Source organism: Kyrpidia sp. (assembly GCF_023512215.1).
Taxonomy (GTDB): Bacteria; Bacillota; Bacilli; order Kyrpidiales; family Kyrpidiaceae; genus Kyrpidia; species Kyrpidia spormannii.
On record NZ_JAILZZ010000035.1, the window covers coordinates 1 to 16,747 of the forward strand.

The following is a 16,747-nucleotide window of genomic DNA, read 5'->3' on the forward strand; positions in this document are numbered from 1 at the left end:
TGACCCCGGGGCAGGCGGTGGTGTTTTACCGGGGCGAGGACGTGGTTGGCGGTGGTACGATCGAAAAAAGTTTGGCCTTGGCCTGAGGGGATGTCCCGGGTTGCACCGGGGCATCCCGGCTTTCGGCCGCCAGGTCAGGACGACCACCCGAGAAATGGATTTACAAGTATATTTTTGTTGCTTCCGGTCGGAAAATACGCTATAATAAAGGCAGCTCGGGTTCCCGGTCGAGACCCGGGCGAGTTGAGCCAAGGAGGGATTCAGATGAGTCAAGCGGCTTGGACGGCATGGCTGAGTGCATTGCTGGGGCTGTGGTTCATCGTATCACCTTGGGTCTTCAACTTCAGCCAGAACGTCGGGGCGATGTGGAACAGTATCATCGTCGGTATCGTCGTGGCGGTTTTGTCGGCCTATGCGGGCTCCCAGATGAGTAAACGGGGTTCGTGATCGTAATGGCACTTATTATCCACTACTTTGATAATCGAGGATAACCGGATATACCGGACCCCCTCACCCGAACGGCGAGGGGGTTTTTTGTGCCCCAGCTCTGGGGCGTGGATTTAGTTTTCCGCCGAGGAGATAGGATTCGTGTGCGTCGGCTGGGACTCATTCGCCTGGCGCAAAACCCGGATCTCCAAGCGAATCCAGAGCGAAACGGCCAAGGCGACAGCCAAAAGGCCGGCGAAGACGTAGAAGGTGGCATCGTAGGATTTCGTGGCATCTTTGATCGCTGCCACCACCATGGGACCGACGATGCCCGCCGCTGACCAGGCCGTCAAAATGTACCCGTGTATGGCGCCCAATTGCTTGGTGCCGAACAGGTCTCCGATGTAGGCCGGAATCGAGGCGAAGCCGCCGCCGTAGCAGGAAATGATGGCGAAAAGTAGGATTTCAAACAACAGTGCCTGGTGAAGAGACGGCATATACAGGAAGGCGATCAATTGGAGAAGGAAAAAAAACGTAAAGATGTTCGGGCGCCCCACCCAGTCAGATGCGGATGCCCAGACAATCCGCCCTCCACCGTTAAAAAGGCCCATCGCGCCGACGACAGCTGCTGCGGCAATGGCGGACATACCCACCTTTTCCTGGGCCATGGGAGATGCCTGGGAGATGAGCATGATGCCGGCCGAGACGTTGATAAAGAGCATGACCCACAACATCCAAAACCGCTTGGTTCGAACCGCCTCGTTGGCGGTGAGCTGGGACAGGTCCCGGGATACCGCTCGACGTTGTTGGCTGGCCGGAACCGGAGGTGTCCATTCCCGAGCGGGGGGAGCCAGGTATTGGGAAACCGAGAACATGACGATAAAGTAGGCGGCGCCCAGTATGTAGAAAGTCCCCGATATTCCAACGGTCTGGATCAGCTTTGCAGCGATGGGACCGGTGACCAGGGAACCTGCACCAAAACCGAATACCGCCATGCCTGTGGCCATTCCGCGGCGGTCTGGGAACCATTTCACCAAAGTGGATACCGGAGCGATATAACCGATTCCCAAGCCAATGCCCGCGATGATACCGTAGGTGAGATACAGGAGATACAGAGAGCCCAAGTGCACCGCCAGACCTGAAAGGGCTACCCCTGCGCCGAAAAAGATCGAAGCGGTGGTCCCAGCCACCCTCGGTCCCCGCCGCTCCACAAAATGACCTAAGAATGCCGCAGAGATACCGAGCAGGGCGATAGCCAGGCTAAAGGTGAAGGCCACATCGGTGGCGGACCAGCCGAATTTTGTGGAAAGAGGTTTGGCGAACACACTCCAAGCGTAGGCGGACCCGATGCACAGATGCAACAGCACGGCACACAGGGCGATGAGCCAGCGATTTTTTGAACTATTCATTCCAGTTTTCCCCCTTTGTAAGATTAAAACGGATAAAGCCGTCATGAATGAGAAAAGCCGCCACAACCGGGATCCAGGGAAACGATCCCGAAGTTGTGGCGGCTAGCCACCAGCACGAGGGTACCGTGTACCAACCGCAAAACGGTCTTCTCATTCTGCACATTGACGCTGATTATTATAATCGGGATTTTTATTTTTGTCAATAAGTTTTCGTCATTTGGTCACATTCTCATCGGTGATTCGTTCGGCGTGGGTGTAGACATTCATCCCATTCCCCCGAAGAAACCCTGCCACCGTCACTCCGAGTTCATCGGCCAGGCGTAAGCCGAGGTCTGTCGGGGCCGATTTGGAGAGCAGGATCGGCGCGCCCATCTTGGCGACCTTCAACAGCACCTCCGAGGAGACGCGGCCGCTGAACACCACCATGACCTGAGTCGCGTCAAACTTTTCCCTGAGGGCCCAGCCGTACAGTTTGTCGAGCGTGTTGTGCCGTCCGACGTCCGCGCGGACAGCGACGAGATCCCCGGAAGATTGTGCCAAAGCCGCGTGATGGATGCCTCCGGTGGCGTGAAAAAGCTGGGATGCCTGCTGCAAAGAAGCCATGGCTCTAAAACAGGCTTCCGGGGACACGGTCCAGGTGCCGATGATCTTCCGGGCGGTGCGGGCGTCGTTGAAAAAATAAAATGAAGTCCGCCCCCGGCCGCAGCAACTGGTGAGGATCCGTTTACCGAACATCCTCCGGGCGGGTGTCGACAGCTTGGGCAGTGACGCCCACACGATGCCGTCCGAGGCGTCCATGGTGAGAGATTGAATGTCTTCCGGGCCCCGGATTAGCCCTTCCGAGGCGAGAAAGCCGATAATAAGCTCCTCCACACAGTCGGGGGTGCAGACCAGGGTCACGAATTCCTCGTCGTTCACATAGAGGGTGAGCGGTGTTTCCACCGCCACCGTATCGTCGAACTCTTGGACGTGATCGAGAGTGATTTTTTTGGCTTTATACGAGCGGACGTTTGCCGCCATGAAGATCTCCTCGCTTTAGATTCCCAGCACGCCGGCGTGCGGACCTCTCTGTTCACGCCAAGCGGCCGGAGCTGTTTGGTTGACTCCGTTCTTAGAATAATGCTACATTGTTTTTGCGGGGGATGAAAGGATGGAGGAGTCGCGGCGGGATCGCGAGCAAGCGTTCGCGAATTTGGTGCGGGCCTATCGGAAAAACCATATCGGCAAGGGGCCGGAAAAGATCAAGGTGACCTTTTTTGGAAACTGGGCCATCGCCCACATGGCCGGGAGCCTCAGCCCGGTTGAGCGATTTATTGCGCGCACCGATCAGGGACGGATGATGATTTGGCAGGCGAGAACGCACATGATTAAAGAATTATACCAACAAACGCGTCCCGTGGACATGGAGGCTTTGGTGGGTGCGAATTTTGTAAAATTGTTCACCGATATTGACGTCGATCAGGATGAGGTGGTTTCAGTATTCGTTTTTGATCGGCCTATCGATGGAGGGACCCGGATGAATGAATTATAGGTCACGGGTTGGATCAGCAAACAAGGGTATACCGGTTGGAACACGGTACCGAAGGAGTGCTGGTGACTAACCATCGCGATGAATCGGAATATGGCTGAGGTGCATGGGGAGTGTACCGGCCGACAGCCGATCGTTGCGATGGTTTTTTGATGGGTCAAAGGGGGACGAGACAATGGCAGAGCGGGCGGATGGGATCACCCGGGAGGTTTCGGGGGTGGTCGTTCACGTGAACGGGGAGGTGCGACGGGGTCGTCTGGACCGGACGGTGCTGGAGGTTCTGTTGGAGCAGGGGGAGGAGATCCCCCATGTGTGTTATCACCCGAGCCTGGGTCCCATTCAGACCTGTGACACCTGTCTGGTGGAGATCGATGGCGAATTGGTCCGTTCCTGCGGTGTCAAGGTGACTGAGGGGATGCGGATCGACACCCGGTCGGAACGGGTGCGCCTGGCGAGGCTCGAAGCGATGGATCGCATCCTTGTGAACCACGAGTTGTACTGCACGGTGTGCGACAACAACAACGGCAACTGTGTCGTGCACAATACGGTGAAACAACTGGGGGTACAGCATCAGCGCGAACCCTTTTCCCCCAAACCTTACGAAGTGGATGCATCGAATCCCTTTTACCGGTATGACCCCAACCAATGCATTCTGTGCGGCCGATGTGTCGAAGCATGTCAGAATCTCCAGGTCAACGAAACCCTCTCTATCGACTGGAGCCTGGAGCGTCCCCGGGTGGTGTGGGACGGAGGCGTACCCATCGACCAATCCTCCTGTGTATCTTGCGGGCACTGCGTCACCGTTTGTCCGTGCAATGCGCTCATGGAAAAATCCATGCTCGGCCAGGCCGGGGTGATGACGGGGCTGAAGCCCGGCGTTCTGCGGGAGATGATCGAGGTCACCAAAGAGGTGGAACCGGGATACGGGCCGATTCTCGCCCTCTCGGACGCCGAGGCGGCGGTGCGCAGTCAAGGCATCAAACGCACGAAAACGGTGTGCACCTATTGTGGCGTGGGATGCAGTTTTGAAGTGTGGACCAAGGGCCGTCATATTCTCAAAATCGAACCGACTCCCGAGGCGCCAGCCAATGGGATTTCTACCTGTGTCAAAGGGAAGTTCGGCTGGGGACACATCAACAGCCCAGACCGCCTGACCAGGCCCCTGCTTCGCCGGGATGGGGTTTTTGTGGAAGTCTCCTGGGAGGAAGCCCTGGAGGCTGTCGCCCGGGGGTTGGGAGCGGTACGGGAGAAGTACGGGCCGGATGCTCTCGGGTTTATCGCTTCGTCCAAATGCACCAACGAAGAGGCGTACCTGATGCAAAAGTTGGCCCGAGCTGTCGTGGGGACGAACAATGTGGACAACTGCTCTCGATATTGTCAGTCTCCTGCCACCCAGGGGCTGTTCCGCACCGTGGGCTACGGCGGGGACTCCGGGTCGATCGCCGACATTGCCGCCGCGGATTTGGTGATCATCATCGGGTCCAATACCGCGGAATCTCACCCGGTTTTGGCGACCCGGGTCAAACGGGCGCAGAAACTCCGCGGTCAAAAGGTGATCGTCGCCGATCTGCGCCGGCACGAGATGGCCAGGCGGGCGGACTTGTTTTTGCACCCCGCCCCGGGGACGGACTTTGTCTGGCTGGCGGCGGTGACCAAATACATCATCGACCAGGGGTGGGAGGATAAGGAGTTTCTGGCCAAACGGGTGAAGGGCTGGCCGGAGTATGTGGAGAGTCTCAAGGATTTCACCCTCACCCGGGCGGCGGCGGTGACGGGGATCTCCGAGGCGGATCTCACCCGGGCGGCACAGATGGTTCATGAGGCGAAAAAGGTGTGTGTCCTGTGGGCGATGGGCGTCACCCAGCACTGCGGAGGGAGCGATACCAGTACGGCAATTTCCAATCTCCTGCTCGTTACGGGCAACTACGGCCGCCCGGGCACCGGGGCTTATCCCCTGCGGGGGCACAACAACGTGCAGGGAACCAGCGATTTTGGCGCCATGCCGGCCTACTATCCCGGCTATGAGCGGGCTGAGGATCCGGCGGTGCGCCAGCGTTACGAGGTGGCCTGGGGCGTCAAGCTGCCGGAGAAGCCGGGCCTGGATAATCACGAGATGGTGGATGCGATCCACGCCGGAGATCTCCGGGCGATGTACATTATTGGCGAAGATATGAGTTTGGTGGACGCCAATGCCCATTATGTCCAAGCGGCGTTTGCGAAGTTGGACTTCATGGTGGTCCAGGATATGTTTCTTTCGCGCACGGCAGAGTTTGCGGACGTGGTACTGCCGGCCGCCCCGAGTTTGGAGAAAGAAGGCACTTTCACCAACACCGAGCGGCGCATTCAGCGACTGTACCGGGCGTTGGAACCCCTCGGCGAATCCAAACCGGACTGGGAGATCATCCAGGCGGTGGCGAATCGACTGGGAGCGAATTGGCGGTACGAGCACCCGGGGGAGATCATGGCCGAGGCGGCGAGGTTGGCGCCTCTCTTTGCCGGGGTGCGGTACGACCGGCTGGAGGGATTCCGCAGCTTGCAGTGGCCCGTGGCCGAGGACGGCACCGACTCACCGCTGCTGTATGCAGAAAGGTTTGCTTTCCCGGACGGGCAGGCGAGGCTCTATCCGATGGAGTGGGTACCGCCTGTGACAATGCCGGAGGAATACGACCTTCACTTGAACAACGGAAGGCTCCTTGAACATTTTCACGAAGGAAACATGACCTACCGCACCGAGGGACTGCGGCACAAAGTGCCCGGGGCCTTCGTGGAGATTTCCCGGGAGTTGGCCGAGGAGCGGGGGATCGAGTCCGGGGCACTGGTGAAACTCATCTCTCCTTTCGGGGAGGTGGTGATCCGGGTGCTGGTGACCGACCGGGTGAGGGGTCGGGAGCTGTATTTGCCCATGAATACGGCCACTGAAGCCGCCGTGAACTATGTCACCGGCTCCCATACCGACCGGGTGACTCATACCCCGGCGTACAAAGAGATTCAGGTGCGGATGGAAATTTTGGAAAAATCGGGTCCGACGCCGCTGCCGATCCACAACCCGCGGTTTCATGAGCCTACGCCGAGATCCGGCGTGGAAGTTGAGGAAAAATGGCGGCGCCGGGATTACGTGTTTCCGGGGAAGGGGGAGGGCGGACGTGGCTGAGCCGATCCGCATGGTGAAACGGTCTGTCGGGGGCGGGGAGCAACCGGCCGCTCCGGGATGGCAGGAGATGGCGGCCAAATACGCGCCGGCGTTGGAGGAGACCTTGGAGCTACTGGCCGTGTTGCGTGAAAAAGGGATCCTGCGCACTTTGCGGGATGTGGCGGCATCTGGGGAAGAGGTCCTGGAGATCCTGGTCCATCAGGTGAACACCCAAGGCGGAAAGCGGTTGTTAAAAAATGCGGTGGCTTTAGGAGAGGTATTGGCGTCGGTGGACTTGCAAGGAGCGGCGGAAACGGCCAAGATCGTTGCAGAGGGGTTGCGTCAGCCCGCCGGGGCCCGGGAATGGGAGCACCGGCCGCCGGGGATGATGGATCTGTTCCGGGCGATTCGGGATCCGGATGTGGCGGCCGGTCTGCTGATCCTTCTTCGGGCGGCGAAGGTCATCGGTGCCGCAGCCCGGGGGGCGGAGGCCGGGACGGCTCCCCGCCCATAGGCGGCCCTGTCAAGTCAGATGTCTTTTCGAACCGGAAAGGAGATCTCATCATGCCGAAATTAGAACCCATCGATTTTGCCGACGCGAGACGCCTGTGTTTCGAACGCGTGACACCCTTGGACCGGGTGCGAATCCCCCTGGGACAATCCGCCGGTGAGGTTCTTGCCCGGTCAGTGGAGTTGCCCGAGGACGTGCCCCCCTTTGACCGATCGGTGATCGATGGGTTTGCCGTCCGGTCGGTGGACTGTTCCCAGGCGAAGGCGAACGAACCCGCCGTACTGTCGGTGGTGGATGAGGTGGCGGCGGGGGGCTGGCCCTCCCGAAGCTTGGGGCCGGGTCAGGCAGTGCGAACCATGACCGGGGCGCCGGTGGCACCCGGGGCGGATGCGGTCATTCCCATTGAGGATGTCCGTTTTCCCGAAGGCTCCAGGGGTTTAGTAGGAGAACGCATCGAGGTGATCGCCCCGGTTCCCGTCGGAGAATCGATCCAGCGCCGGGGGGAAGATTTATCCCGGGGATCTGCGCCGGTGGAAGCCGGTCGCCGGATCGGTCCGGCGGAGGCGGCGGTGCTTGCCACGGCCGGGGTCGAAGAGGTGGAGGTGTGCCGTGCACCTCGGGTGGCGCTGTTTTCCACCGGGGACGAGTTGGTGAGCGGTCCCGGGCCTCTCACCCCGGGGAAAATCCGCAACAGCAATGGCCCGATGCTCCTGGCAATGACGCGGTTGGCCGGGGCGGATGCCCGGGATCTGGGACGCCTGCCGGATCTCCCGGACAAAGTGATCGAGGCGGTGGCGGGGGTCTTGGAGTGGGCCGATGTGGTGGTGACGACCGGAGCGGTGTCTGTGGGGGATTACGATGTGGTGCCCGGGGCCATGGAAGAACTCGGGATGGACATTTTATTCCAAAGGGTTCGGATCCGTCCCGGAAAACCTGTGACGGTTGCGGTGAAGGGCAACAAAATGTGGTTTGCCCTCCCCGGCAACCCGGCTTCTGCCTTTGTCACCGGCCACCTGTTCCTGCTCCCGTCTCTGCGCCTCATGCGCGGCTATACGGGGTGGGATTTGTCGAAAACTGAGGCGGAACTCCGGGGCCGACCCGGCGGTGAACCCGGGCCTTCCGTTCGATTTTGGAGGGCCCGGGCGTGGATCGAAGACGGCCGAGTGGTGGCGGATGCTGACCGGGAACAATCGTCTTCCGCCCTCTCCAGTTTTGTGGGTGCGAACGCCGTGGTGGAAGTTCCGCCTTTCGCCGATCCTGCCGTAGGGGATCGGGTCACAGTCTGGTGGCTAAATCCCCTGGTACCCTGATGGCGAGACCCATGGCTTCCACTACGGGTTTTGTGCACCACTGCGCCGCATATACTCCTCGTAATCTCTTGGGGTGTTGAGATTCACCCAGCTTCTTCGTGTTGCTGGAAGAACCTGGGCGGGCCCCAGGGCGTCGAGCCATCCTCTGGCGGAGGCCCGGGGCCCAGCCTTTGTTAGAACTTTCCTGGCCGCCCGCAACGCCGATTCCCGCCGGTAGAGTCCGTGAAAGGGCTCACCAGCCACATATATCCCGGCCAAGGGGGCGTCCGGCGAAGGGGTGGCGGCGATCTCCATCATTTCCGCCAAAAGCGCCGTATCCAGATTGGGGATGTCGCAACTTAGTAGCGCCATCCATTCGGAACGCACGGCGGCAGCCCCGGAAGCGATCCCCATCACGGGTCCCCGCCAGGCTTCGGCATCAAAAACAAAGGACGCCCAGGGAACCAAGGATTGATAACGCCCGATCCGGGCGGGAGGACCGGCGGGCGGGAGCACGATGACACAAGGCCAGCCAAGGGCCCGGACTTGCTCGGCCAGGTGTACGATCAGGGGCCGATTGCCAACCGGCAAGAGCGCCTTGTCTACCCCCATTCGAGAACTGCGGCCCCCTGCGAGCAAGACCGCCCAGGGCCGGAGCGTGCCTTTGTGCACGGTCATTCCCTCCGTTCCTTTGCCTCGCATTGTAGCGGCCCCATCCTTGGTGCACAAGCCCCCCTTCGGAGCATTTCCTGTCATGTCTCCTTTTTGCCCATGGGCGGATTTAGTATAAATTTTCCATGAAAAGGTCATGATACCAATGATGAGACTGCCGAAGGGGGGATGAGTTGTGGATCCGATGACCCAGTGTCCGCGCTGCCAATGTCGGGATGTGGGGCGAATCGGCACCCATCAGTACTACTGTTGGAGTTGCTGCACGGAGATGGTGGTGACGGACACGGAAGTGCAGATGTTTGAAGTGGCCGAAGACGGCAGCCTATTAGAAGTTGGACGGGTGGAAACCGCCGGTTGACTTTTCCCCCACCTCCCGGTAAATAAAGGGGAGGGGGCGTGGAACGTGAAGAAGCTCGTCTTATTTTTGCGGCTGGTGAAATTCGAACATACGATATTCGCTCTCCCCTACGCTTACCTGGGAATGATCCTGGCTGCCTATGACCACACCCGAGGCCTCCCCACCTGGGGGCAAGTGTTTTGGGTCACGGTGGCGATGGTCGGAGCCCGGAGCGCGGCCATGGGGTTGAATCGGGTGATCGACCGGGCCATCGACGCTCGAAATCCGCGCACAGCCCAGCGGGAGTTGCCCCGGGGACTCCTGTCGACGCTGGAAGTTTGGGTGTTTATCATCGTTTCCCTGGCGGTGCTCGGCGTGGCCGCATGGAAATTGAACCCTCTGTGCGTGGAACTGTTGCCGGTGGCCGTGGTGATTCTCGTAGTGTACTCGTACACCAAGCGATTCACCTGGATGAGCCACTTCGTTCTCGGCATTGCAGATGGTCTGGCACCCCTTGGCGGGTGGCTCGCGGTCTCTGGACAGTTCGATCTGCCCGCGGTGGTGCTGGCGGCGGCGGTGGCGACGTGGATTGCCGCCTTTGACATCATCTACGCCTGCCAGGATGTGGATTTCGATCGGGACAATGGCCTACACTCGGTGCCAGTCCGGTTCGGTATCCGGAGGGGTTTGTGGATTTCCCGGGGTTTAGACGTTGTATCGGTGGCTTTGTTTTTGAGCCTTCTGATCTGGGTGCCCCTTGGGTGGCTCTACGCCGTGGGAATCGCCATGGTGGCCCTGCTTCTGATTTACGAGCATCGGCTGGTATCCCCCGAGGATATGACTCACATCGAAAAAGCCTTTTTCACCGTCAACAGTTATGTGGCCATGGTAGCCTTTGTTTTTACGGCGGGGGACGTACTGTGGCATGTTTTTCGGTGATAGCCCCTTGGGATCGATGGGCGGCGCTGGGCGTTAGGCAGGGGCTGCTGATCTCGGCGGTGACCCGGGCGGCGGGTGCCAGTCCCGAGATCGGGGTGGACATGGGTGATCCGGGCGACGCATAATATGGTGGTGCGGATGGGGTAGGTGTCCGGCCTGACTGATGGTTTTGCTTGGGGAGCAGGGGAGGGTGAGGCCGTGGGCAAGTGGACCCAGCGAGAGCTCCTCCAAACCGCCACCTTGATTTTGGTCGTTCTGGCTTGCGTATATATGGTGATCCAGCTGCGTCCGGTCTGGGATTGGGCTTTGGGTTTGATCGGATCGGTGGCGACTCCTTTTGTGGTGGCCTTGATCATTTCCTATCTTTTGAACCCCGTTGTCGAGGCCCTGGTGAAACGCAGGGTTCCCCGGGGTATCAGTATACTCATCATTTATGCCATCTTTTTGTTAATCAGTGCAGTGGCGGCAGTGCAGGGCATCCCCGCCTTGGTGGAACAGGTCAAAGCCTTGGCCGCCAACCTGCCGGAAACGGTCAACCGCATCGATCAATGGCTGAATGAGCTGGCCCGGCAGACCCGATATTTACCTGACGGCATCCAGCAGGCGGTGGAAAATCACCTGAACCAGATGGAGCGATGGACGGGACGGTTTCTCGGCCAGGTGGTCGCCTCCTTGGGGGCCACGGTGGGCCAGTTGCTCAGCGCCTTTGTCGTGCCCTTCCTGGTGTTTTATCTTCTTAAAGATCTTAAAATGGTCGAGCGCGTGGTGCTCAGTCTAGCTCCCCGGGAACAACGGGATTCCTGGAAAAAGCTGTTGCAAGAAATCGACGATGCTCTGGGTCGGTACGTGCGCGGGCAGCTTTTGGTGATGGCTCTGGTGGGCGTACTGACCTATGCGGGTTATTTGATCATCGGCCTCCCCTTTTCTCTACTTATGGCCTCGATTGTGGCCGTGGCGAACATCATCCCGTACGTCGGGCCCTTTATCGGCCTTGCCCCGGCCGCTCTGATCGGCTTGACCATTTCGCCGGCCATGGCTCTGAAGGTGCTCCTGGTCAACCTGATCGTGCAGCAGATCGAGAGCAATCTTATTTCCCCGACGGTGGTGGGGCGCTCTTTAGACATCCACCCCTTGGCGATTATTTTTGCATTGCTTCTGGGAGGACAATTGGCCGGTATTGCGGGGATGGTGTTCGCCGTCCCGGTTTTAGCGGTGCTTCGGGTGATTGGGCAGCATTGGTCATCTTTTCGCAAAGGGCCCGTTTGACAGTCCTTTTTATCTGTGAGTATAATGGCTATAACTGTAACCGGACCATGCAGGGATGGAGAAGAGTAGGGCGATTCCGCGTCCCAGAGAGAGGGCCCCGAGGCTGGAAGGGTTCTCGACGGCGGGCGTCCGAAGGCCGCTCCGAAGGAACCCTGCCGGCGGGCGACCGTTATCTCGCGAGTGAGGGACTCCCGGCCCTGCCGGGGGTAATCAGGGTGGTACCGCGTGAGTCAAACTCTCGTCCCTGGAGGGGCGGGGGTTTTTTTATGGGAGGTTGAAGGCGTGAAGGGCGCAGAGATTCGAAAGAAATTCCTGGAGTTCTTCGCATCTAAAGATCATGACGTCTATCCCAGCGCCAGTCTCGTCCCGGTGGACGATCCGTCGCTGTTGTGGGTCAACGCAGGTATGGCGCCGTTGAAGCCTTTTTTCGACGGGCGCAAAGTGCCGCCGAATCCGCGCATCGCCAGTTCTCAGAAGTGCATTCGAACCAACGACATTGAGAATGTGGGGAAGACGGCCCGGCATCAGACCTTTTTCGAGATGTTGGGGAACTTCTCCATCGGGGACTATTTTAAGAAAGAGGCCATCGACTGGGCCTGGGAGTTCCTCACCGAGCACATGGGTCTGGATCCCGAGCGCCTGTCGGTGACGATTCATCCCGAAGATGACGAGGCTTACGAGCTGTGGCACCGGCGGATTGGGGTGCCCGCCCACCGGATTTTCCGGATGGAGGACAACTTTTGGGAAATCGGGGAGGGCCCCAGCGGGCCATGCTCCGAGATTTTCTACGATCGGGGAGAAAATCGGGGCTGTGGGCGGCCGGAGTGCAACGTCGGTTGTGAGTGCGACCGCTTCCTGGAGATTTGGAACCTGGTGTTTACGCAGTTCAATCACAATCCCGACGGCACGTATACGCCGCTTCCAAAGAAGAACATCGACACGGGAATGGGCCTGGAGCGAATGGCGTCCGTCATGCAGGATGTGGACAGCAACTTTGACACCGATCTGTTCCGCCCCATCATCGAAGCGGCTGCCGAGGCGGCTGGAGTCCAGTACGGCCGAAAAACCCAGTGGGATGTCGCCCTCAAAGTGATCGCCGACCACATTCGGACGGCGGTTTTCGCCGTGGGGGACGGGGTTCTGCCCGGCAACGAAGGGCGGAGCTATGTTATCCGCCGGCTCTTGAGGCGGGCGGTGCGATACGGGCGGAACCTGGGGTTCGACCGTCCATTCTTGTACCGGTTGGTGCCGGTGGTCGGGGAGGTTATGGGGGAAGCGTATCCCGAGATCGTAGAAAAAGGGGATTTTATCGTACGGGCGGTCAAAGCGGAAGAGGAGCGGTTTCTGGAAACTCTGGCCGAAGGCGAGCAGGTGCTGGAAGACTATATCGAAAAGGTGCGGTCGGCGGGTCGGACGACCCTAGCCGGGGAAGACGCTTTCCGGCTTTATGACACTTTCGGCTTCCCCATCGATCTCACCAAGGAGATTGCCAGCGAGCAAGGGATCGACGTGGATGAAGAGGGGTTCGCCCAGGCTTTGGAGGCTCAGAGAGAGCGGGCCCGGGCGGCTCGGCAGGACGTGGAGAGCATGCAGTCCAAGCGAGGGGTGTTGGTGGATCTTGAGGCCCCGAGTCGCTTTGTCGGCTATGACGTATTGGAGACCCAAACCCGGGTCGAGGTGCTGGTGGTGGATGACCGGGTGGTGGAGCGGGTATCCGAAGGCGACCAGTGTTTGATCGTGTTGAATGAGACGCCCTTTTACGCCGAGAGCGGCGGCCAGGTGGCCGATCGGGGCACCATCGAAACCGCCACTGCCCGGCTGGAGGTGGAAGATGTGCAAAAGGCCCCCCGGGGGCAGCACGTGCACCGGTGCCGGGTGGTGAGGGGCACGGTGACGGCCGGGGAAGTGGTGCGGGCTCGGGTGGATCGCCGCTACCGGGAGGATATCATCAAGAACCACACCGCTACCCATCTGTTGCACAAAGCCCTGCGGGAGGTGCTCGGGGAGCACGTGGCCCAGGCGGGATCCCTGGTGGCGGACAGCCGGCTGCGTTTTGACTTCTCTCATTATGGCCCTCTGGCGCCGGAAGAGCTGGAGGCGGTGGAACGGGTCGTGAATGAGGAGATCTGGCGCAATGAACCCGTGGACATTCGGGAGATGCCCCTGGATGAAGCCAAAGCCATGGGAGCGATGGCACTGTTTGGAGAAAAATACGGTGAGCGGGTCCGGGTGGTCAAAGCGGGGGATTTCAGCATTGAACTGTGCGGAGGGTGCCACGTCCGCCGGACGAGTGAGATCGGGGTATTCAAAATTGTTTCGGAAACGGGGATCGGTTCGGGAGTGCGGCGGATTGAGGCAGTGACGGGTCGCCACGCCTACGCATTTCTGGATTCGCGCCTGAAGGGGTTGGATCGGGCCGCGTCCCTCCTGCGAGTGGCCCCGGCGGATGTACCGGATAAGTTAGAGCAAGTCCTCGGGGACATGAAAGAGACGGAGCGCGAGCTGGAGTCTTGGCGGGACCGCTGGATCCGCGGCCAGGCTCTGCGGCTGGCGGATCGCGTGACTGACATCCAGGGGGTGCCCGTTGTTGCCGAGGTTGTGGAGGGCGCGACTCCAGACCAGATGAGGCGAATGGTGGACGTGCTGCGGGAGACGATCCACTCCGGAGTCGTGGTGCTCGGGTCCAAACAAGAAGACAAGGTCATGTTCGTGGCGGCGGTATCCCCGGATTGGGTGGCGAAGGGTCTCCACGCCGGACAGTTGGTGAAAGAGGTGGCCGCTGCGGCCGGGGGCGGCGGTGGCGGGAAGCCTGACCTCGCCCAAGCGGGCGGGCGACATCCGGAGAAATTGGCAGAGGCACTTTCCCGGGTGCCGGGGTGGGTGATGCGCCAACGAGGGGCCGGGGTGTCATAACCCGGGAGTCCTCGGGGCTCTGCCGGCCCCCAACCGGGGGGCGGCAAGCGGCTTTATGGCGGAAAAGGGAAAAAAATGATCACCGCAAAAGGAGTCTGCGGCTTTTGAGGCGAATAGAGTAGTTACGAAGAATGGTACACTACGGGGTAAGGAGGGGAGCGCATGCATTCCTCCATGGACGAAACGATGCACTTTAACGTGCAGAAAGACGGATCTTCCGCGGTCCGAGAGGCATTGTTGACGGCGTATGATGCCTTAAAAGAGAAGGGTTACAATCCTCTTCATCAGTTGGTGGGGTATCTATTGTCCGGGGATCCGGCTTACATCACCAGTCACCGCGACGCCAGAAACCGCATCCGCCGGTTGGAAAGAGACGAGTTGTTGGAAGAGTTGGTGCGGACCTATCTGGCGGTGCATCGTCCGGAATGAGCCGGATTCTGGGGCTGGACGTCGGACGGGTGCGCATCGGCGTGGCGGTGAGTGATCCTTTGGGACTCGTGGCGCAGGGGCTCGAAGTTCTGGCCGTGGACGACGAGGAGTCTGCCTTGGCTCGTATCGAACGGTTGATCGCCGAGTGGGGCGTCGAGCGGGTCGTGGTGGGATTGCCCCGGAACATGGACAATTCCCTGGGGGCCCAAGGCCGCTATACGGAGGAATTCGCGGAAAAACTCCGCCATCGCGTGCGGGTTCCCGTCGATCTGTGGGACGAGCGTCTGACCACCGTCGTGGCCGAGAAGACTTTAATTGGTGCGGGGTTGCGAAGGGCCAGGCGCAAGAAAGTCGTGGACCAGGTGGCGGCGACGGTGTTACTCCAAAGCTATCTGGACGCTCATCCAGATGAAGGGGGATCAGGATATGGCTTCAGAAGACCGGGAGGACAGAGTGGTGTTGACGGATGAAGAGGGTGGGGAGCACCCGTTTCGGGTTATTGATGTGATCGAGGTGGAAGGGAAGATCTACGCGATTCTCTTGCCTGATGCCGGGGATGTGGACGAGGCTGGCGTGGAAGAAGCTGTAATTTTTCGGGTGGAGGAAGACGAGAACGGCGAAGAAGTGCTCTACGACATCGAAGATGACGACGAATGGGAGCGGGTGGCGGAGGCCTACAGCCAGATGGCCGAGGAGGAATAAAGGGGATCGGACCGGGGAATTTCCCGGGAAAAGTTCGGGGCGAACCAGGGCGCGCACAATGAGGGTGCGCCTATCGTTTTGATCCAGGAGTGCCGGCGGTCGCGCGAATGGTTGAGTCGGTAACTGCAGAGATGGGTGATGGCCATGAATTCGTTGGAATGATTGAAATTTTTCGGTCCTCGGCATCGTATGTGCGTCTCGTGTTGGAACGTGTTCAGAAGTATTACGCCGATCGACTTCTTGCCTTTGCGATCTACGGATCTTATGCCCGAAGGGAGAACCGGATGAATTCGGATTTGGATTTACTGATCGTGCTTCGGGAGGCCTCGATCCGTCGGGAGCGAATTGAGGAGTTTATTACGGAGGTCGAGATGTTCTGTGAGTCTGAAGCCCAGGAATTGTATGAACAGGATGTGTGCTGTGTGATCTCTCACCGATGCTGCTCGTCGAGGAGGAAGCTCTCCAGTTTCAGCCGATTTACTCAGATATGGCGGAAAGTTGTGTCATCATTCTCGATCGTGAAGGGCTTCTTCAGCGCATTTTGGTTTCAGTTCAGCGTTTGTTGCACGAAACCCATGCGCGGAAAGTCCGGCTTAACAATACGTGGGAGTGGCAGTATGAAAAATTCTTGGGGGGGACGGGGCTATAAAACGTGATGAATTGACCCGAGCATATTTGCAAAAAGCGGGGGTACGGCTCAAGGCGCTCGAGTTTTTTCGGCAACACGGCGCTTATTCCGACGTGGTCCGGGAAGCTCAGGAAATGGTGGAATTGTTGTTAAAAGCGGTCTTAAGGGCAATTGGGGCCGAGGTCCCGAAGGTCCACGATGTCGGCCGTGCACTGGTCATGCATAAAGATCAGCTACCGGCGGAGATCGCGGATAATCTGGATCGCCTACGGCTGATTTCCAAACGGCTGCGGAAGGAAAGGGAGTTGAGTTTTTGCGGAGCCGAGGATTTTGTTCCGACTGAGGAGTACGATGACGCGGACGCCGAGCAGGCTATCAGGGAGGCCGCTTTCGTCTACAAAACCGTCCGGGGGGCTTTTGACGTGGCGGATGACCCCGATACCGATGGACCTTCTCCGCACAAATAAACGAAAATCTCCTCAAACACTGTCCTTTTGTGCAGTTACAGGATGATAGGAGAATCGTTAAGATAAAAGCGCAAGAACCTAAATTTCCTGTTAACGCCGAA

Annotated in this window: 19 protein-coding genes and 1 pseudogene; 17 read left to right on the forward strand and 3 right to left on the reverse strand. The window is 59.3% G+C overall.

Annotated elements, in window-relative coordinates; translation table 11 throughout:
* Together K6T64_RS16880 and K6T64_RS11695 are read left to right on the forward strand one after the other, a co-directional pair.
* Nucleotides 1-86, forward strand: an 86-nt coding sequence (locus K6T64_RS16880) for an aminomethyltransferase beta-barrel domain-containing protein (RefSeq protein ID WP_353737815.1), incomplete at its 5' end; no start/stop codon positions are given.
* A gap of 178 nt (nucleotides 87-264) precedes the next feature.
* Nucleotides 265-447, forward strand: coding sequence for an SPW repeat protein (locus K6T64_RS11695; protein WP_013075124.1), 183 nt, complete (start codon nucleotides 265-267; stop codon nucleotides 445-447).
* 113 nt (nucleotides 448-560) lie between these two features.
* Here K6T64_RS11695 and K6T64_RS11700 read toward each other — a convergent pair whose 3' ends face one another.
* On the reverse strand, nucleotides 561-1,835 hold the full coding sequence (locus K6T64_RS11700; protein WP_288010334.1) for an L-lactate MFS transporter: 1,275 nt from the start codon (nucleotides 1,833-1,835) through the stop codon (nucleotides 561-563).
* A 213-nt stretch (nucleotides 1,836-2,048) separates the two neighbouring features.
* Nucleotides 2,049-2,855, reverse strand: coding sequence for a formate dehydrogenase accessory sulfurtransferase FdhD (gene fdhD, locus K6T64_RS11705; RefSeq protein ID WP_288010335.1), 807 nt, complete (start codon nucleotides 2,853-2,855; stop codon nucleotides 2,049-2,051).
* 130 nt (nucleotides 2,856-2,985) lie between these two features.
* Here fdhD and K6T64_RS11710 point away from each other — a divergent pair, with 130 nt between their 5' ends.
* The 4 genes from K6T64_RS11710 (at nucleotide 2,986) to K6T64_RS11725 (ending at nucleotide 8,314) form a co-directional block, all read left to right on the forward strand.
* Nucleotides 2,986-3,366, forward strand: coding sequence for a Na-translocating system protein MpsC family protein (locus K6T64_RS11710; protein WP_013075126.1), 381 nt, complete (start codon nucleotides 2,986-2,988; stop codon nucleotides 3,364-3,366).
* 172 nt (nucleotides 3,367-3,538) lie between these two features.
* Nucleotides 3,539-6,514 (forward strand): formate dehydrogenase subunit alpha, encoded by a 2,976-nt coding sequence (gene fdhF / locus K6T64_RS11715; RefSeq protein ID WP_288010337.1) that lies wholly within the window; start codon nucleotides 3,539-3,541, stop codon nucleotides 6,512-6,514.
* The gene (locus K6T64_RS11720; RefSeq protein WP_288010339.1) at nucleotides 6,507-7,007 is read left to right on the forward strand and encodes a helical membrane plugin domain-containing protein; all 501 of its coding nucleotides are present in this window, start codon (nucleotides 6,507-6,509) and stop codon (nucleotides 7,005-7,007) included. Before fdhF ends, K6T64_RS11720 begins: the two co-directional genes overlap by 8 nt.
* A gap of 50 nt (nucleotides 7,008-7,057) precedes the next feature.
* Nucleotides 7,058-8,314 (forward strand): molybdopterin molybdotransferase MoeA, encoded by a 1,257-nt coding sequence (locus tag K6T64_RS11725; RefSeq protein ID WP_198592001.1) that lies wholly within the window; start codon nucleotides 7,058-7,060, stop codon nucleotides 8,312-8,314.
* A 21-nt stretch (nucleotides 8,315-8,335) separates the two neighbouring features.
* Here the strand turns inward: K6T64_RS11725 and mobA are convergent, their stop codons facing one another.
* Complete coding sequence (gene mobA, locus K6T64_RS11730; protein WP_288010342.1) at nucleotides 8,336-8,965, reverse strand: molybdenum cofactor guanylyltransferase; 630 nt, start codon at nucleotides 8,963-8,965, stop codon at nucleotides 8,336-8,338.
* A gap of 175 nt (nucleotides 8,966-9,140) precedes the next feature.
* Here mobA and K6T64_RS11735 point away from each other — a divergent pair, with 175 nt between their 5' ends.
* The 11 genes and pseudogenes from K6T64_RS11735 (at nucleotide 9,141) to K6T64_RS11780 (ending at nucleotide 16,646) form a co-directional block, all read left to right on the forward strand.
* Nucleotides 9,141-9,323 carry a hypothetical protein gene (locus K6T64_RS11735; RefSeq protein ID WP_100668111.1) on the forward strand — a complete coding sequence of 61 codons (183 nt, stop codon included), beginning with the start codon at nucleotides 9,141-9,143 and terminating at the stop codon, nucleotides 9,321-9,323.
* 45 nt (nucleotides 9,324-9,368) lie between these two features.
* Nucleotides 9,369-10,241, forward strand: coding sequence for a UbiA-like polyprenyltransferase (locus K6T64_RS11740; protein WP_288010345.1), 873 nt, complete (start codon nucleotides 9,369-9,371; stop codon nucleotides 10,239-10,241).
* Nucleotides 10,223-10,366 (forward strand): hypothetical protein, encoded by a 144-nt coding sequence (locus tag K6T64_RS11745; protein ID WP_288010347.1) that lies wholly within the window; start codon nucleotides 10,223-10,225, stop codon nucleotides 10,364-10,366. The genes K6T64_RS11740 and K6T64_RS11745 overlap by 19 nt, the downstream gene beginning before the upstream one ends.
* 73 nt (nucleotides 10,367-10,439) lie before the next feature.
* On the forward strand, nucleotides 10,440-11,507 hold the full coding sequence (locus K6T64_RS11750) for an AI-2E family transporter (RefSeq protein WP_288010349.1): 1,068 nt from the start codon (nucleotides 10,440-10,442) through the stop codon (nucleotides 11,505-11,507).
* A gap of 282 nt (nucleotides 11,508-11,789) precedes the next feature.
* On the forward strand, nucleotides 11,790-14,420 hold the full coding sequence (gene alaS / locus K6T64_RS11755) for an alanine--tRNA ligase (RefSeq protein WP_288010351.1): 2,631 nt from the start codon (nucleotides 11,790-11,792) through the stop codon (nucleotides 14,418-14,420).
* Between the two features lie 162 nt (nucleotides 14,421-14,582).
* Entirely contained in the window at nucleotides 14,583-14,849 is a 267-nt protein-coding gene (locus tag K6T64_RS11760) for an IreB family regulatory phosphoprotein (RefSeq protein WP_013075137.1), read from the forward strand.
* The gene (gene ruvX, locus K6T64_RS11765; RefSeq protein WP_288010353.1) at nucleotides 14,846-15,319 is read left to right on the forward strand and encodes a Holliday junction resolvase RuvX; all 474 of its coding nucleotides are present in this window, start codon (nucleotides 14,846-14,848) and stop codon (nucleotides 15,317-15,319) included. Before K6T64_RS11760 ends, ruvX begins: the two co-directional genes overlap by 4 nt.
* Nucleotides 15,306-15,551 (forward strand): DUF1292 domain-containing protein, encoded by a 246-nt coding sequence (locus tag K6T64_RS11770; RefSeq protein ID WP_232070096.1) that lies wholly within the window; start codon nucleotides 15,306-15,308, stop codon nucleotides 15,549-15,551. Before ruvX ends, K6T64_RS11770 begins: the two co-directional genes overlap by 14 nt.
* A gap of 158 nt (nucleotides 15,552-15,709) precedes the next feature.
* Nucleotides 15,710-15,868, forward strand: a pseudogene (locus tag K6T64_RS16885) (nucleotidyltransferase domain-containing protein); the annotation flags it as partial.
* Between the two features lie 119 nt (nucleotides 15,869-15,987).
* On the forward strand, nucleotides 15,988-16,200 hold the full coding sequence (locus K6T64_RS11775) for a hypothetical protein (RefSeq protein WP_288010356.1): 213 nt from the start codon (nucleotides 15,988-15,990) through the stop codon (nucleotides 16,198-16,200).
* Between the two features lie 11 nt (nucleotides 16,201-16,211).
* Nucleotides 16,212-16,646 (forward strand): HEPN domain-containing protein, encoded by a 435-nt coding sequence (locus K6T64_RS11780; protein WP_288010358.1) that lies wholly within the window; start codon nucleotides 16,212-16,214, stop codon nucleotides 16,644-16,646.
* The last annotated feature ends 101 nt before the right edge of the window (nucleotides 16,647-16,747 follow it).

Bases quoted from the DNA above. Each gene is read 5' to 3' on its own strand.
- fdhD (WP_288010335.1), bottom strand. From the start codon at position 2,855: ATGGCGGCAAACGTCCGCTCGTATAAAGCCAAAAAAATCACTCTCGAT.
- K6T64_RS11775 (WP_288010356.1), top strand. From the start codon at position 15,988: ATGCTGCTCGTCGAGGAGGAAGCTCTCCAGTTTCAGCCGATTTACTCA.
- K6T64_RS11700 (WP_288010334.1), bottom strand. From the start codon at position 1,835: ATGAATAGTTCAAAAAATCGCTGGCTCATCGCCCTGTGTGCCGTGCTG.
- K6T64_RS11725 (WP_198592001.1), top strand. From the start codon at position 7,058: ATGCCGAAATTAGAACCCATCGATTTTGCCGACGCGAGACGCCTGTGT.
- K6T64_RS11710 (WP_013075126.1), top strand. From the start codon at position 2,986: ATGGAGGAGTCGCGGCGGGATCGCGAGCAAGCGTTCGCGAATTTGGTG.
- K6T64_RS11760 (WP_013075137.1), top strand. From the start codon at position 14,583: ATGCATTCCTCCATGGACGAAACGATGCACTTTAACGTGCAGAAAGAC.
- ruvX (WP_288010353.1), top strand. From the start codon at position 14,846: ATGAGCCGGATTCTGGGGCTGGACGTCGGACGGGTGCGCATCGGCGTG.
- K6T64_RS11695 (WP_013075124.1), top strand. From the start codon at position 265: ATGAGTCAAGCGGCTTGGACGGCATGGCTGAGTGCATTGCTGGGGCTG.
- fdhF (WP_288010337.1), top strand. From the start codon at position 3,539: ATGGCAGAGCGGGCGGATGGGATCACCCGGGAGGTTTCGGGGGTGGTC.